Genomic DNA, 14,196 nt, shown 5'->3' with positions numbered 1-14,196 from the left:
CATGACCTGGAAGACGGCATGATTCCCTATTACGAACTTCGCTATGCATTGATGATGCGTGATATTCCATCCTTTATCAGAACAATGAAAAGCGTATTGGCATCGGTTTCGTACAGCATTAGCAAAGCCAAAGAAGGTTATTTTCACTCCAATGTACATTTGATCCTCACTTTACTGGGATCCCATGTATTATCAGAAGAAGAAACCAATATCGGCAGGATCGATGCCGTTATCAGGTTTACCGACGTTATTTACATTGTGGAATTTAAATTTGGCGATAACAAGGATCTAAGCGCGGAAGCCCGCGATCAGATCAAAGAGAAGCAATATGCGCAAAAACTAAATTTGGAGCGCAAAGTGATCCTTGGATTAGGCATCAGCTTCGATGAAGCCAAAAGAAATATCAATGGGTTTACGTTTGAAAGACTTTCAAACTGATCACTGCCCGGCACGTGCAGCACGGTGTTGCTGTCCACGGATCTCTCGGTCGATCATTTCATCAATATAGGCATCCAGTTCCGGGGTATTTATTTTTTTGACCTCAAAATCTATCTTACGAATATAGTGCGGATAAAAATATTCGAACGGTGTAATATTCGGATCCAAAGCAAATGCCCCGCTCTTAAATCTGCCCATGTCAACGATCATTTGATAGAACGCATTGACTAATGTAAATCGCGAAGTGGTTGTAACGATATTTTCGCGCTGAAGCTGATCAGTTATATCCTGGCTAAATACTTCCGAAAAGCTCGGTTTAAAACCATATAGCCACTCGCCATGCTGGACCTTATTCCGGATAGCAAAATTGGGCATTAAATGGCGTGTTATGATCTCCCGCAAATGCAAATACTGATTAACCAAAGTACTGCCCAACTGTCGCCTTTGCAATCTTATATTTACCGATTTGCAAGTTTCATCACCTGCAGGGACAAGACCATAAGCGATACAAAAAACAACATCCAGCGTTTTATACCACTTCTGCCCCAATTCACCCTGCCGAATCAAATACGTCCTTTGCGCATCAGTAAATAAGTCTTTTTCATAAAATATCCTTTTTATGCTCTCTTCTGCCCACGAAACCTGTATTCCGGACAAGATCCTGAACAGCGCGGTCTCCGTTTCCCTTGCCGCAATTTTGGAGCGATCCGCATCATGAAGCTTGAAAACATAGTTTCCTGCCTTGTCTTTGCTATGGTATAAAGATTTAATCTGATCGCGGATTTGATCAAAGCCAATTTTGAGGATTTTCATATTGGCATTATGATAATCAAAGTACTGGTCGATTTCTTGTGAGGTCATAAGGTTTATATTGTGGTGCCCCGGCCGGCAAACGTTGTATCAACATCTCCCGGCCGGGAATCGAACCCAGCAGGTCCTTGCGGACCGGACACCTGTCCACGCAAGCTATAAGCGAGGTCTTCGGACGCCTTTAATTTTTTTCACAAAAATATAAAACGTAATTCAAATTCTGTAGTACTTATTATCCTAAAAAAACACCGGCGCAAGCTGGTGTCAAACCGCCGGGAAGCGGCGGAGTGCAGGAACGAAGCGGAGCGGCTGGACCGGCTCACCTGCGTTTATCCACAAAAGCGCATAAAAAATGAAGATTGTGCACCAATAATCCACAGTCATTTAACTACTTTAGCAGCTGGTTAATCAACTGTAAAACAGCAAATTAATTATCAATCACAAATCTTTCTTAAACCTTTTAATCCATCCTGACATGGCCTACTATCCTAAACTCAAAACCAACTTCATTCCCGCAGAAAGAAGAAATCACATCATCGACAAATTATTGGCGCTCAAAACACAGTTAGATGAGGAAATCCCAGACAAAAACCTGGAAAAACACCTCCTCCTGGCTACCTGGAACATCCGTGATTTTGGAAAAGACGGCGGCTTCAACCCGCAACCGCGTTTACCGGAGAGCTATTTTTACATCGCAGAGATCCTGTCCGCATTCGACCTGATCGCCGTACAGGAAGTCAACGAACTGGAACCATTAGAAACCGTGCTTAGCATTATGGGTAATAACTATAGCTATATCGCGACCGATGTTTCTGACGCAAAGGGTGGCGGTAATGGCGAACGTCTCACCTTTATTTATGATAAGCGCAAGATCTGGTTTAAAAACATCGCGGGCGAGATCGTTCTGCCATCAAACTTATTGATCTCGAAAACAGAACTGCAAGTAGAGGGTGATAAGGTAGTAGCCGGAAAACAATTCCGCAGAACACCATATGTTGTATCATTCCAATGCGGCTGGTTTAAATTCGATCTATGTACCGTACATATTTACTATGGAGAGGATCGACCAGGACCGGAATTACAACAGCGTATTGAAGAAATCAAAACTATCGCCAACTATCTGAGTAAAAGAGCAGATGAAGCTTTTCTGAAAGATAAAAGCATGATTCTTTTAGGCGATTTCAACATCGTCGCCCAAAACCATGAGACCATGGAAGCATTACTTGACTCAGGTTTCACTGTTCCGAAAAATCTCCGTGCATCTACCAATCTTGGACGGGATCACTATTACGATCAAATCGCCTTTAAAACCAAACAAGGCCAGCTTGATTTTATTGACTCGGAAGCCACTGATGCCAAAAACGCTAATGCTGGCGTCTTCGAGATCTATAAAAATTGTTTTGATGATGATGACTATCAAGTCTACAAAAATGAGCTTGTAAACACGCGTGAGGGCGCAACCATTGCAAACGATGAGGTTAAATTGAAGAAATACTATAACAGCTGGAAGACCTGGCAATTATCAGATCATAAAGTGCTGTGGACACGGTTATTGATCAATGATAGTGAAGCCTACATTAACAGCTGTCGTATCCCTGAATAAAACATCGGCGCAAGCCGGTGTTTCAACCGTCGGGATGCGGCGAAATGGAGGCATGGAATGGAGCGGCTGGACCGGCTGACTTAGTCCAATTGATCAATCGGGAAGATCCCTTTCCCGCTGAAGCGCCAATGCAGTAAACCTCCTTCCAGGCGATTGATCTTTTCGTTAAGTTTTTCGAAATCAACTATTTCCGTCAAACAAACTTACGCGAAGACAAACTAAATCGTTCATATTGCTTATAGAAACAACTAACACCCAGTTCGAGATTTGAGGCAATCGTTAATATTTGTAATTATGAATAAATAAGTGGAAATTGTGAAAAAATCCTAAAACCACGTCATGACCGAAGTTATCGAGCCGGAAAATTTACAAGAAATCAAGTTTTACCTTCATAAGGTCACCTTTATACCCTATAGTGATACCCGTCATAAAAACTCTGTAGATATTCTTGTAGAATTGATGACTTTTCTCAATAGAGAACACGTTGCTGGGAAAGCTTACTTTATAGATCGAAATAAAAATCAACCCAAAGCGGAACGTCGGGAGATGTTTATGTATAATCCAGTTCTGCTTTTGCGTGAAAAAAGAATCAAGTGTTCGATAGCGCTTGTAAGGGATAAAAACCTGATGCTAAAACCTAAGGATTCATTTGAACTGATACCCTTCAGTAAGGCAGAAGGCTCCATAGCTGAGGTTACGCACTTTTTTGCTGATTATTCAGTTAATCCACCTGTTCTATGCGTTGAATTTAACAATAATGGGCCAAGAATTTCCGACATAGAATTTTACCTGAGGAACCTTGCCCAAGAGATCAGGAATGCGAAGGGTTGTCAAACAACTACCTACATGGATATTCCGATCGATAAAACTTTGGAAAACCTTAAAAACGTTTTGAATTTCGAGATCAAATTACGGCCGGCAAATATTGCTCAAATGGATAATGAAATTAAGGGTTACATTGTGGAATTCGCAAATCTCCACAATAGGTTAAAACCAAACTTCATTAGAATTGAAGCTTCGTTTCAAACCCCAGGGGTAAAAGTAAAGTCTGAACATCTTAATAAAGAAGCAAATAACATGTTCAAGGCATTATTGAGAAAATTTCAGGAAGATGATTTTCATATCGACCAATTTGATGAGTTTGAGTTTAAATTTGTGAACAAAGAAGGCCAGGACGAGACTTTTAATCTGATTAAAGGCAAACGAGAAATTGTTGTAAAGATCGATAGAAGTGCGCACACGACAACGACAAAATACTATGAATTAATTAAACCAGAATTCAATAGTTTTATACAAACATTTAAGAGATGATAGAGATTTATTTCAAAAGGCCTTTATTATTCGATTATTTGTTCGCAAGTATCGCTTGTGGGTTATTTTATTATTGCTATCATATCAAACTGGTCAATTTACCAGAGTCGGGTAATGCACTGTCTACAACGACCGATCTTTCGACAATTGCATTGACCTTAGCAGGTTTTGTTCTTACTTTATTAACAGTGCTTGTCACTTTTAAGACCAGTGCAAAAGTTCCGGATCGTAACAACAATGACGATGTCACCGTTTTTGATCTGTTTTTTTCAACAAAACTTTATTACAAAACAACTGATTTGCTAAAAAACGGTATCAAATCATTGACGTTTATCGCGGTGGTAGGATTCTCACTTAAAATATTTCTGAATGAAGCGGCTACTAGGTATATAACTTTTTGGAATATAATTGGATTAGTAATAATCGTAACAACGTTATGGAGAAACCTGCTAATCTTGTCAAAAATCATCGGATTACAAAAAGAAAGAGAACCGCAAGTCCAAGAAGAAGAAATTGATCAAAATCAAGAGTAAATAAAAATGCCCCGCTACTGGCGGGGCATTTTTATTTATACCTCAGCAGCCTTGCCCTTCTACTTCGTCACCTCCTTACGTCCTTCATGAGCTAGTGATTTCATCTGCTGGTAAGCCTTGCGCAACCGTACACCCGCAGACTGATTACCTCTTCCGTAAAACTTCTCTGCATCATCTTTCGCGGCAACAACCAATTGTTCGATTTGCTGAAATGCATTCATCTTTATAGATTTTATCAGTAAAACAATAAACAATTACACACCCACGCCCTGGTCCTGGCTTTTGTCCTTCGCCTTGCCCAGGTTAAGATTCAGCGCAGGGGCTTTCATGAAAAGCTCCGTTTTCAGCCTGCTGCCCTGCTCCGTAAAGAAATCCATTTTCATACCTCGGATTGTCCGCCATCATCACCTGTTGCTCCTTATTATCCTTCCCGCTCCACCGTCACCTGTGCACGGTCACAATTATACATCGCAGCAACAATCTGTTCCTTTTTCGCCGGGTCAGCCAGGTCTTTGATATTAAACAGGTCCATGGTCTGCTTCAGGTCAAAACCAAAAGAAGGGTCATTCATCTGTTTCAGCTTGTAATTCCCGTAATTATCCTTTGGCTGATCATTGTCCAGTTTGATCCAAGCCTGGTACATCTCTCCGCTTGCCGGGTTGAGCATATTATCCCTGTGTACCGTACGCCCATACACCATATTAACCGCCTGCTCCCCACACCCTTATTCACATAAAAAGTCTGGCTCGTCGCCGAACCATAAAAAGCCTGGCGGAAATCATTGTTCACATAATTCTCCTTTTCCGAACCACGCTCCCGGCTCGCTAGCAACTGTTTCCCCTGCGGGCTTTCACCGACCGCCAACTCCACATTGCCTTTCTGTTTCTTGAAAAACTCCACCGCATCATAACCCGCATCAAAATTCTTCACCAGCGGCACTTCAGGCTTATCCTTATTCTCCGTCAGGACCATATATTGCTGTCCGGACGGCGCAGGCGGGATCTAGCTCGCCACTGCCTCAAACTTATTGAGGTTAGAATACTTTGATTCATTCGACTTGCGGAGATGTAAGGTCAATTCCACAGGTATTCCCGTATCTCCCGGCAGCTGCTCCCGGATATCCAAATAACCCGTTCCTGTCCGCATCTGCGGCTCCAGTTGATTCAGGCTTTGCTTGCTGAAGCCCAGCATCCCCACCTCTTTCCTGAGGTCCTCCAAATTGTTCAAATTCATGTTCTGATGATTAAATGATGAATAGACTCTTCTTCATTACTCCTTGACTTAATTGGTTCGAACCGATTCAAAGAAGACCTGCTATCAATATCTAAAATTCAGTTAAAAGGGAATGATACATAATTTCGTCACAGGTCATATTCTGCCATTAAAAAACGAGTTTCATCCCGTGAACTATGTTTCACGCACTTGTCAATTCAATAATTTTTAAAATTATGTTAAAGATCCATCTTTCATATAGCCATTTGTTGGAAAATGTGCGCTTTATAGAAGCCATTATAACAGGTATTGGCCTTTATGTTTTGCAAAGCGAATGACTTATCTACATGAAGTTTCGATTAAATGAATGTAACTTATATTATTTAATACATTCTCAAGAGTGTGCATTTAATCTAAAAAATCAAGTAATGCCTGTTACACCCGGGCAGCGATCCGACAATGATCTACTAAGATGTGCCGATCCCGGCCCAGCAAACGCACGGATAAATTCGCCCAGTACTGCCTGCGTAAATGGCCCTGCTAACTGATGATGATGATATTTTGGAATTATTGAATATGATATACAGAAATCGGGCTATGAGGTGTTCCTTCCCAATAACGTGGAGATGCCCCAGGCATTTTACCGTAATCTATCCGAATTTGATTTTGTTTGATGTACACATCGCCGTTTCATTTAAAACAGTTGCATATATATATAAAGATCAAGTTAAACTCCCCCATTTGTCTCTATTTCCCTTGACTGGTAGCTTTTACAACAGTGAAATACAACCGCTTGATCAATGGCATATCTTTAGTAATGACCAGAGCGGTAGCTTTTAGACCTGTTTTATATCGAATTTTTTCGCCGAGATTAGTTTTGAGATCTGTTTTCAATTGTACCTTGGCAATATAGCCGCTATCAGTGGCGATATTTGAAATATAGTTTATTTTTCCTTTGATAAAACCTACCTCCTGATAGGGATAGGCATCGAAACGCAGTTGCACCTGCATTCCTGTATCGACCTTTCCGAGGTTTCTTTGGGGCAAAACTAATTGTGCGTAAAATTTACTGTCAGCAGGTTTAACATAGCCAAGCAATTTATTTTGCTCTACAAATTGGTTCTGTTGCAATTCCAAAGCAAAAAACAATGTCCCATCCATAGGAGCGGATAAAATATAACGCTTTTTCCATTCGTCAACATTACTTTTCAATGTCTGAAGTGCTTGCTGAAGGAGAACTTTTTGTTGTGCCATATCATGATCAATTTGTTCCAGTTCTCTTAATTTATGTTGCCCCTGATTCTGATTTGAAATAATACTGGAATTTATCTGGGGCATTCCCAATTGTTTATTAAAAAGTTTACTCTGTTGTTGACGATATTCCTCCTTTGTAATCACATGCTGGTCAAATAATTTTTGATTCATTTCATAAGTCTGACTTGCCACCTCATTATCTTTCCTAAGTAACTGCTTTTGCTCTTTTAATTCCCGGTCCGTGTTCCTTATCGAAGAGACATCATTTAAAATCAACTTCTTTTGATTTTCATAAAATCCGTTTACCAAATAATCGTTAAACTGTTGGAGTTCCATTATATAAGTTTGATAAGAAACCTGTATAGCTCCGAGGTTTTGAAATTGCTCTTTGAACAAAACAGACACTTTTTCTGACTTTCCAACCATTAATAAACGCAAGCCACTATCAAGTTGAGCTGAAAGCCTTAAAACCTCATCTGGTTTTGCTGCGCTTTCTATCCAACCTATCATATCATCCTTTTTCACTTGCTGGCCATTTTGAACGAACAATTTGATAAGCCTTCCCGTTTGCACTGAAATAATTTCTTTAGGCGCATTATAAGCCGAAAGGGTTGCATTTGCTTCAATAATATCCGGATATTTGATAAACCAAGTGCCTCCAAAAAGACATAATAATATTGCGGAAAAAAGCATCAACGCCCACTTTTCAAAGAAGGAAGGTCTCCGGTCAATAATCTCCTGGGCCAGCTCTGACCTGCTCTGGAGATGATTAGTTGAAGTTATTTTTAAAAGGTCGCGATTTATTGATTCGCATTCTTCGTTTTGTTTGCTTGACATAAACTTTTTCTTCCTGCTTTGATTGATAATTAATTCCCCATTTCCAATTGATTTTTAACAAGTTGATAATACTTGCCTTTAGCCAAAGTGAGTTGTTCATGGGTCCCTTCTTCAACAATCTTACCTTTATCCAAAACGACAATTTTATCGGCACTTTTAACAGTGCTTAACCTGTGTGCTACTACAACTACTGTCTTTTCTTTAAAGACCCTTGAGAGATTGCCCACGATTTCGCGCTCATTATTGGCGTCCAGTGAATTGGTAGCTTCGTCGAAGAATAAATATTCGGGATCTTTGTAGACTGCCCTTGCAATTAGCAATCTTTGTTTTTGTCCCTGACTTAACCCCACCCCTTCTGAACCCAACAGTGTATAAAATCCATTCGGAAGGGATTCTATAAATGAATAAATATTGGAAGTCCTGCAGCTTTGTATCAATCGTTCATATTCAATTTCTTCCTGTCCTACAGCTATATTTCTGGCAATCGTATCGTTAAAGATATACCCGTCCTGCATTACGGCACCGCAGATACTTCTCCAATACGAATGACGAATATTATCAAACCTTAAACCATCAGTATTTTTATCGGTATCCAAATCTTGTTTTGGCTCGTTCGCCCCGATACGTATCACGCCGCTATATTGTTCATATACTTTTAGCAGAATTTTTAAAAGCGTTGTTTTTCCACTTCCGCTTACCCCGACGATGGCGGTAACTTTGCCTTCAGGAATAAATAAACTTATATCTTCAAGTACAGGCTCATTTCCGGCTCCGGGGTAAGCATATGACAAATCACTAATCGAAATACTCTTACTTGTCGATAGCTGTGAAATATAAAACTTATCAGAGTTTTCCTCGTCGGACAACTGATGTATTTCATTTAAACGTTCCATGCTGATCTTAGCATCTTGCATATTTTGAATAAGGACCACCCATTGGCTAATCGGGCCGCTCAATTGGCCAATTATATACTGTATGGCCAGCATTGCGCCTAATGTGAGACGACCTTCAATAACTAATTTTGATACAAGGAAGCTGATCGCGATGTTCTGCAATTGATTAATCAATGTAGCGCCAATAGATTGCAATTGACTGTAATTTAACGATTTGAAGTTTAATTTAAAAATAGAGGCTTGTGTATTTTCCCAATCCCATCGTTTTTGCCTTTCTGCATTATTTAATCTGATTTCCTGCATTCCCTGTATCAGCTGCAAAGTCGCATTGTTTTCCTTCGCGGAGAGGTGAAAGGTTTGGTAGTTAATTTTGCGGCGCATACGCATAAATAATAAAACCCACGCAAAATAAATGAGACTACCAATTATAAAGACAATAAACAACCCTAAGTTATACATTACCAAAACGATGGCATATACCACAAAATTAAAAAAGGAAAAAAGCGTGCTTAGCACCGTTCCAGTAAGAAAATCTTTAATGGTATTGTGGTCGCTTATACGCTGCATGGTATCACCAGTATGATGGACATCGAAATACGCTACCGGAAGCTTCGTCAGTTTTATCCAGAAATCGGAAAGTATTTGGAGATTAAGAATATTAGAGATTCGTAATAATAATGTACTCCTAATAAATGCAACCACAGTCTGGCTGAAAGTTAGCATCATCTGTGCGACAAGTACGATTACGACATATTGGAGGTTTTGGGTATTGATACCTGTGTCAACTATACTTTGTGTTAAAAATGGAAAAATAAGCTGCAACAACGAAGTGATAACAAAAGCAATTAAGACCTGTAAAATCTGTGACTTACTTTGCGCGAGGTATCGAAACAACAAATGCCAAGTAATTTTACTTTCTTTCTCTCCGTCGCTTTCAAAAAAAGTGGGTGTAGGCTCCATTAAAAGCGCTATTCCGGTTTGCAATTCGTCCTGACTATTTGACGAAATCCAATGGTTTAAAAACTCATCTTTGGTAAAATTGAGCATCCCGTTTCCAGGATCGGCTATTTTTACTTTTTTTGAAGAAATGTCAACCAGTACTACAAAGTGGTTCTGATCCCAATGTAGAATCGCAGGAGTTGTCACTGCTTCAAGCTGACTGTAGCCGATTTTAACCCCTCTTGTCCTGAAGCCCAATTTTTCTGCCGTTTCGCTTATGCCCAATAATGAGACCCCTTGTTTGGCAAAACCGGTTTTTTGCCGCAAGGTGTCTGCATTATAATGTCTGCCGTAATATTTGGCCACCATACGCAAGCACGTCGGCCCACAATCCATTGCATTTAATTGTTTATAATAAGGGAAAGGCATTTGAATAAACTGAAGATAATATAATTAAAGGCGTAAAATACTTAATTCACTTATTTAAAAGAACGTTTTAATAAAATTAAAGCCAAACAATCAGTTTTGTTTTTTTCCTTGAATTCCTCTGACTATCAGTTTACTGACGAATCTTTTTTTTAAACCAATTAACAAGAAACAACGACGCTTATAAACATTTTAACGCGGAATTGACTAAGCAATGTCAATTGAAGAAGCTTGTTGCATTTCCAGTGTTTTGATTCGCAGAGTATCAAGTCTTAAGCAAATTTCTACAAGATCCAGGCCTCGTCCCATGATTTCATTTGAAACTTCGACGACATGGTAATTTCGCAAAGCATCTTAAAGTTCCCGTGCCCTATCATTTGTTGGTAATTACCATCATATCCCTTGCTTACACTGTGCAGCAGTTTGTTCTCTACATAAACGTGATGTGGTTTCAATAAGTACGGCTTATCACGCGACTGATGACACAACAGTAATTTTTTTGCGCGTCGTTCAATAGCACGATCCTTAAGCTTCAAACCAACGTTCAAGTATGCATAAATCAGGTAAATAATGTATTCTGGATTAGGAATGTCAGCCGATTCATAGTTTTCAAATTCAGCCTCCAGAACGGCAATACCCTGACAAATTGATTTGGCAGCGACTTCCAGATTTATTTTACAATCTCTCAATTTACATAAAAATATGAGCGCCTGGCAAATTGAAATCAAATAATCACCTCTTGATTCTTCCAATTTAAGGTGATCATCATTATAACTTTTATCTAAAGCCTCACTTATTTCATCGGTAAGTAATATAAGACATTCCTCATTGCATATTATCCGGCTTCTCGGCGTATCAGGATTTTTTGCAAACCATCTTTTGTAGAAATACATTGCCTTGCCTATGGTGCCGTCGTATAAGGATATGTTGGGTGATTTTTCGTAGACAACTGTTTTATACAATTCATCATCTAAATCACTGAGTATGTCATCAGTGTTTGCTGAAATGAAATTATTTTGGACCAACCATTCGATACCCCAGCCGACTCCTGCAAGGCCTTCATGGAAACTCGTTCCTTTTACCTTTAAAATATTATCGCCCAATTCATCCAGCAAAAATTGTCCTTTATCTGAATAATATTGATTATCGGTAAGGCTTCCCATTAAAAACCAAGATATTGCCAAACCAGTTTTACCATTATATAAGCCATAACAATCTGCAAACTCTCTTTCAAGCATTTCCAGCTTTCTTTTAAATTGATCTTCCTGCATATAACACATAAATTATGGTCGCCATGTTTCGATATGTTTCATTAATTCTTTCTCTGTCAAAGTGCATATCATTAGATATTCTGTCATTGATTCTTCATAGCCAGTATCGGCCATTTCCTTACTTTTCACTTTCGGAGGTAGCCAATAAAGATTACCCGACACACGCTTTATCTGAAAGCCAAGTATCTGCATTCGCTTAATACGCTCCATTATCTGAACTCCTGGAGAAATAATGCGTTGGTTATCGCCCCCTGCAGATAGAAAAACTTCCCGGTTGACCATTAGCATACCCGCGTAGGATCTTTTTGATAATGTTTTTAGTTTGTTTACGTTCTCTTCTAACAACTTTGTATCTTGAATATGGACATATAGAGATTTTAATAAAATATCTATGTTTAAAAGATTGCCATCATACGGTGAGATGATGGAAGCCCCATTACGCAGCATTGAGACCCCTTGCGTTATCTGTTTTTCCGGTACAATAACACATGCATCATCGCAAAGGCCGATAAACTTGGTTTTAGCCTTTAGCGCACCTAAATTATTAAAACGTGTAATATGGAATTGGGGGTTGTCATCTTCAAAGAAGAAATAATTGACTTCTTTCGGCAGTCTATGCGGAGAAATAAGAGGAAATCCGTCGGCCTCGATGATTATAATGTTCGTAGTATAGTTTATCGTGAGATGCTTTACGATCGTGTAAAGGTTTTCAAGATGATACTCGGATCGAATCCTACAAACAAACAAATACGTAAAATCGCTTAAATCAATTCTCTTTTTTTGCTGCAGGCTATTGTAATCTTCTATAAGCTGCTTTAGCGGAAAACTGCAATTAAGTTCGCTAATGGCACTTAAATCGTCGTGGAACGGCGGATATCTCGTATAGTTGCTTTTTCTAAACACAGATTTATCTTCTTTTTCAGCCGAGCCCGTGTAATGAAGAATCCTTTTGCTAACCCATTCATCAATTGGGCTCCCGGCCCAAGCAAAATCCAGCTCCTTGCTTATTTTGAAAGGAATTTTAAAAAAGAGAGCATTCCACCAGATTGCCCACATATCTGCACACCATGACTGAATCCTGACGTTAGGTTGAAGCCTGGCGCAAAATCCATCACGGTCATTATCTGCCTCAAATATTGAGAAAATACTCGTGCTGTCCCGTTCGATTTTTTGCCAAAATAAGGCAGACACATTTTTTAGCAGATATTGCGCGCCACCTGCATTTTCATCGTCAGATTCAACCATAGATGGCGAAATGCCTACCGCTAAACACGCCTCTTTAAACACTTCGTCATCGACTGTGCTTTTGATGTATTGAGCGCTTAAATATCCCCGCGTATCCGAACAATACCAAGTTTCGTCTTCATTTAGCGCGAGAAAATCAGGCAGGTTGCTAAACAGAACATCGGAGTCATGATAAAATAATGTTTCATATTGCAATTGTGGGAACAACGTAAAATGTTTCGCAATTATATGTGGCCTGATTGAAGGTATGTATTCTTTACAGATTCTTGTATCCGGATAATCATAGATATTGACAGAGGGATATTCAAGCTTAAACTTCTGAAATTCCTGCGAAAGCCCTCGTTCCTGATCGAATCCTATTAAAATATGAATGCTGTCCTCCGGTATTCCCAAACGTACAAAATTAAAAAGCTGTAATTTTAATTGCCACAAAAAATAATATTCGTCTGGCTGCGCAGAAAGGTAGATCATTTACAGGTAATAGTTAGTTTAGGGTTAAAATTCACAAAAAACATTTGCATTAGATTTTCAAGCGGTTTTATTTAATAAAGTCAAAAACATCATCTCATTCACAGATTTTGGCTGTTTATCAATAAAATTTTAGTTTGTTTCTTCCTTCCTGTAATTATATCTTTATTATTTTTGATTAACTTGTCACTATGAAAATTACAGCTATCATGGCGACATGCGGAAGGCATTATTGTTCGGAAAGAAGTCTATCATTATTCCTTGAACAAAATTATCAAGACAAGCACTTATTAATTTATCAAAATTCAGAAGTTCAACAGCGTTTGAGTGAATGCATTGATCCAAGCCTTGTTACCTTAGTAAACAATAGCATGGACATGAATACTCACCAACCATATATAAGTCTTGGAGCTATTTACAATGATGCGATTAAACATTTGCCAGTTGACACTGATATTGTTACATTTTGGGACGACGACGATTTGTTTTTTGATGATCATCTGAGCGAAGGAATAAGGGGGCTCATCAGAGGCGGAAAAACAGCCTACAAACCGGCATCTTCCTATTTTAGAACTCAAGCAGGAATGACAAAAGAGCGCAATACATTTGAACCGTCTATTTTTGTAAAAGCAAGTCATATCTTTAAATACGGTTTTCATCGTACTACAACCGATCAACATTTAAAATGGTTAGAACCACTGCTGGCTGATAGCGATATCTATGTAGATGAAGATGGAAAATCAACGTTAATTTATAACTGGAGCGATGAGGTCTTACTATACAAGACAAGTGGCCACAGCTATAAACCTGATCACTTCGATGAATACAGATCACTATCTTACGACCACGGAGATCGGATCATCGCCCCAATTCCGGTTTTCAACACATTATAAAAAGAATCTCGCTAAATATCTCCGTTCCTTCCAAGATCAAGCGCTCGATTTGTTTGTAAAGCT

General features: G+C 39.2%; 14 protein-coding genes. 5 read left to right on the top strand and 9 right to left on the bottom strand.

Going from position 1 to position 14,196, the window contains the following annotated elements:
- Positions 1-18 precede the first annotated feature (18 nt).
- Positions 19-438 (top strand): PD-(D/E)XK nuclease domain-containing protein, encoded by a 420-nt coding sequence (locus MusilaSJ_RS02730; RefSeq protein ID WP_274988546.1) that lies wholly within the window; start codon positions 19-21, stop codon positions 436-438.
- Here the strand turns inward: MusilaSJ_RS02730 and MusilaSJ_RS02725 are convergent, their stop codons facing one another.
- Positions 439-1,251 (bottom strand): hypothetical protein, encoded by an 813-nt coding sequence (locus MusilaSJ_RS02725; RefSeq protein ID WP_274988545.1) that lies wholly within the window; start codon positions 1,249-1,251, stop codon positions 439-441. It abuts the gene before it with no gap.
- Between the two features lie 472 nt (positions 1,252-1,723).
- Between MusilaSJ_RS02725 and MusilaSJ_RS02720 the strand changes: the two genes are divergently transcribed.
- The 3 genes from MusilaSJ_RS02720 (at position 1,724) to MusilaSJ_RS02710 (ending at position 4,695) form a co-directional block, all read left to right on the top strand.
- Positions 1,724-2,851 (top strand): endonuclease/exonuclease/phosphatase family protein, encoded by a 1,128-nt coding sequence (locus tag MusilaSJ_RS02720; RefSeq protein WP_274988544.1) that lies wholly within the window; start codon positions 1,724-1,726, stop codon positions 2,849-2,851.
- A gap of 339 nt (positions 2,852-3,190) precedes the next feature.
- Positions 3,191-4,162 carry a hypothetical protein gene (locus tag MusilaSJ_RS02715; RefSeq protein WP_274988543.1) on the top strand — a complete coding sequence of 324 codons (972 nt, stop codon included), beginning with the start codon at positions 3,191-3,193 and terminating at the stop codon, positions 4,160-4,162.
- On the top strand, positions 4,159-4,695 hold the full coding sequence (locus MusilaSJ_RS02710) for a hypothetical protein (protein ID WP_274988542.1): 537 nt from the start codon (positions 4,159-4,161) through the stop codon (positions 4,693-4,695). The genes MusilaSJ_RS02715 and MusilaSJ_RS02710 overlap by 4 nt, the downstream gene beginning before the upstream one ends.
- A 59-nt stretch (positions 4,696-4,754) precedes the next feature.
- On the opposite strand, the gene MusilaSJ_RS02705 is transcribed toward MusilaSJ_RS02710, so the two are convergent.
- The 8 genes from MusilaSJ_RS02705 to MusilaSJ_RS02670 all read right to left on the bottom strand — a co-directional run bounded on the left by MusilaSJ_RS02705 (position 4,755) and on the right by MusilaSJ_RS02670 (position 13,243).
- Complete coding sequence (locus tag MusilaSJ_RS02705; protein ID WP_274988541.1) at positions 4,755-4,916, bottom strand: BF3379 family histone-like protein; 162 nt, start codon at positions 4,914-4,916, stop codon at positions 4,755-4,757.
- A 33-nt stretch (positions 4,917-4,949) separates the two neighbouring features.
- A complete protein-coding gene (locus MusilaSJ_RS02700) occupies positions 4,950-5,072 on the bottom strand; it encodes a hypothetical protein (RefSeq protein ID WP_274988540.1) in 123 nt (40 codons plus the stop codon).
- Positions 5,073-5,116: 44 nt separating this feature from the next.
- Positions 5,117-5,362 (bottom strand): hypothetical protein, encoded by a 246-nt coding sequence (locus MusilaSJ_RS02695; RefSeq protein ID WP_274988539.1) that lies wholly within the window; start codon positions 5,360-5,362, stop codon positions 5,117-5,119.
- 335 nt (positions 5,363-5,697) lie between these two features.
- Positions 5,698-5,928, bottom strand: a complete 231-nt coding sequence (locus tag MusilaSJ_RS02690; protein ID WP_274988538.1) for a hypothetical protein — start codon at positions 5,926-5,928, stop codon at positions 5,698-5,700.
- Between the two features lie 726 nt (positions 5,929-6,654).
- The gene (locus tag MusilaSJ_RS02685; RefSeq protein WP_274988537.1) at positions 6,655-7,998 is read right to left on the bottom strand and encodes an HlyD family secretion protein; all 1,344 of its coding nucleotides are present in this window, start codon (positions 7,996-7,998) and stop codon (positions 6,655-6,657) included.
- A gap of 29 nt (positions 7,999-8,027) precedes the next feature.
- Positions 8,028-10,259, bottom strand: a complete 2,232-nt coding sequence (locus MusilaSJ_RS02680) for a peptidase domain-containing ABC transporter (RefSeq protein ID WP_274988536.1) — start codon at positions 10,257-10,259, stop codon at positions 8,028-8,030.
- A gap of 281 nt (positions 10,260-10,540) precedes the next feature.
- Positions 10,541-11,527, bottom strand: a complete 987-nt coding sequence (locus MusilaSJ_RS02675; protein ID WP_274988535.1) for a hypothetical protein — start codon at positions 11,525-11,527, stop codon at positions 10,541-10,543.
- 12 nt (positions 11,528-11,539) lie between these two features.
- Positions 11,540-13,243: a hypothetical protein gene (locus tag MusilaSJ_RS02670; RefSeq protein ID WP_274988534.1), complete on the bottom strand. Its 1,704-nt coding sequence runs from the start codon at positions 13,241-13,243 to the stop codon at positions 11,540-11,542.
- A 188-nt stretch (positions 13,244-13,431) separates the two neighbouring features.
- On the opposite strand from MusilaSJ_RS02670, the gene MusilaSJ_RS02665 reads away from it, so the two are divergent.
- On the top strand, positions 13,432-14,133 hold the full coding sequence (locus MusilaSJ_RS02665) for a hypothetical protein (protein ID WP_274988533.1): 702 nt from the start codon (positions 13,432-13,434) through the stop codon (positions 14,131-14,133).
- Positions 14,134-14,196 lie beyond the last annotated feature (63 nt).

The organism is Mucilaginibacter sp. SJ, from assembly GCF_028993635.1.
Classification (GTDB): domain Bacteria; phylum Bacteroidota; class Bacteroidia; order Sphingobacteriales; family Sphingobacteriaceae; genus Mucilaginibacter.
The sequence above is the reverse complement of the archived record's forward strand: the minus strand, read 5'-3'. Positions and strand labels throughout refer to the sequence as shown.

What these genes read in the sequence shown, in the direction of transcription:
- MusilaSJ_RS02710 (WP_274988542.1), top strand. Translation starts at nt 4,159, where the DNA reads ATGATAGAGATTTATTTCAAAAGGCCTTTATTATTCGATTATTTGTTC.
- MusilaSJ_RS02705 (WP_274988541.1), bottom strand. Translation starts at nt 4,916, where the DNA reads ATGAATGCATTTCAGCAAATCGAACAATTGGTTGTTGCCGCGAAAGAT.
- MusilaSJ_RS02700 (WP_274988540.1), bottom strand. Translation starts at nt 5,072, where the DNA reads ATGGATTTCTTTACGGAGCAGGGCAGCAGGCTGAAAACGGAGCTTTTC.
- MusilaSJ_RS02720 (WP_274988544.1), top strand. Translation starts at nt 1,724, where the DNA reads ATGGCCTACTATCCTAAACTCAAAACCAACTTCATTCCCGCAGAAAGA.
- MusilaSJ_RS02680 (WP_274988536.1), bottom strand. Translation starts at nt 10,259, where the DNA reads ATGCCTTTCCCTTATTATAAACAATTAAATGCAATGGATTGTGGGCCG.
- MusilaSJ_RS02690 (WP_274988538.1), bottom strand. Translation starts at nt 5,928, where the DNA reads ATGAATTTGAACAATTTGGAGGACCTCAGGAAAGAGGTGGGGATGCTG.
- MusilaSJ_RS02685 (WP_274988537.1), bottom strand. Translation starts at nt 7,998, where the DNA reads ATGTCAAGCAAACAAAACGAAGAATGCGAATCAATAAATCGCGACCTT.
- MusilaSJ_RS02715 (WP_274988543.1), top strand. Translation starts at nt 3,191, where the DNA reads ATGACCGAAGTTATCGAGCCGGAAAATTTACAAGAAATCAAGTTTTAC.
- MusilaSJ_RS02730 (WP_274988546.1), top strand. Translation starts at nt 19, where the DNA reads ATGATTCCCTATTACGAACTTCGCTATGCATTGATGATGCGTGATATT.
- MusilaSJ_RS02695 (WP_274988539.1), bottom strand. Translation starts at nt 5,362, where the DNA reads ATGCTCAACCCGGCAAGCGGAGAGATGTACCAGGCTTGGATCAAACTG.
- MusilaSJ_RS02675 (WP_274988535.1), bottom strand. Translation starts at nt 11,527, where the DNA reads ATGCAGGAAGATCAATTTAAAAGAAAGCTGGAAATGCTTGAAAGAGAG.
- MusilaSJ_RS02670 (WP_274988534.1), bottom strand. Translation starts at nt 13,243, where the DNA reads ATGATCTACCTTTCTGCGCAGCCAGACGAATATTATTTTTTGTGGCAA.
- MusilaSJ_RS02725 (WP_274988545.1), bottom strand. Translation starts at nt 1,251, where the DNA reads ATGAAAATCCTCAAAATTGGCTTTGATCAAATCCGCGATCAGATTAAA.
- MusilaSJ_RS02665 (WP_274988533.1), top strand. Translation starts at nt 13,432, where the DNA reads ATGAAAATTACAGCTATCATGGCGACATGCGGAAGGCATTATTGTTCG.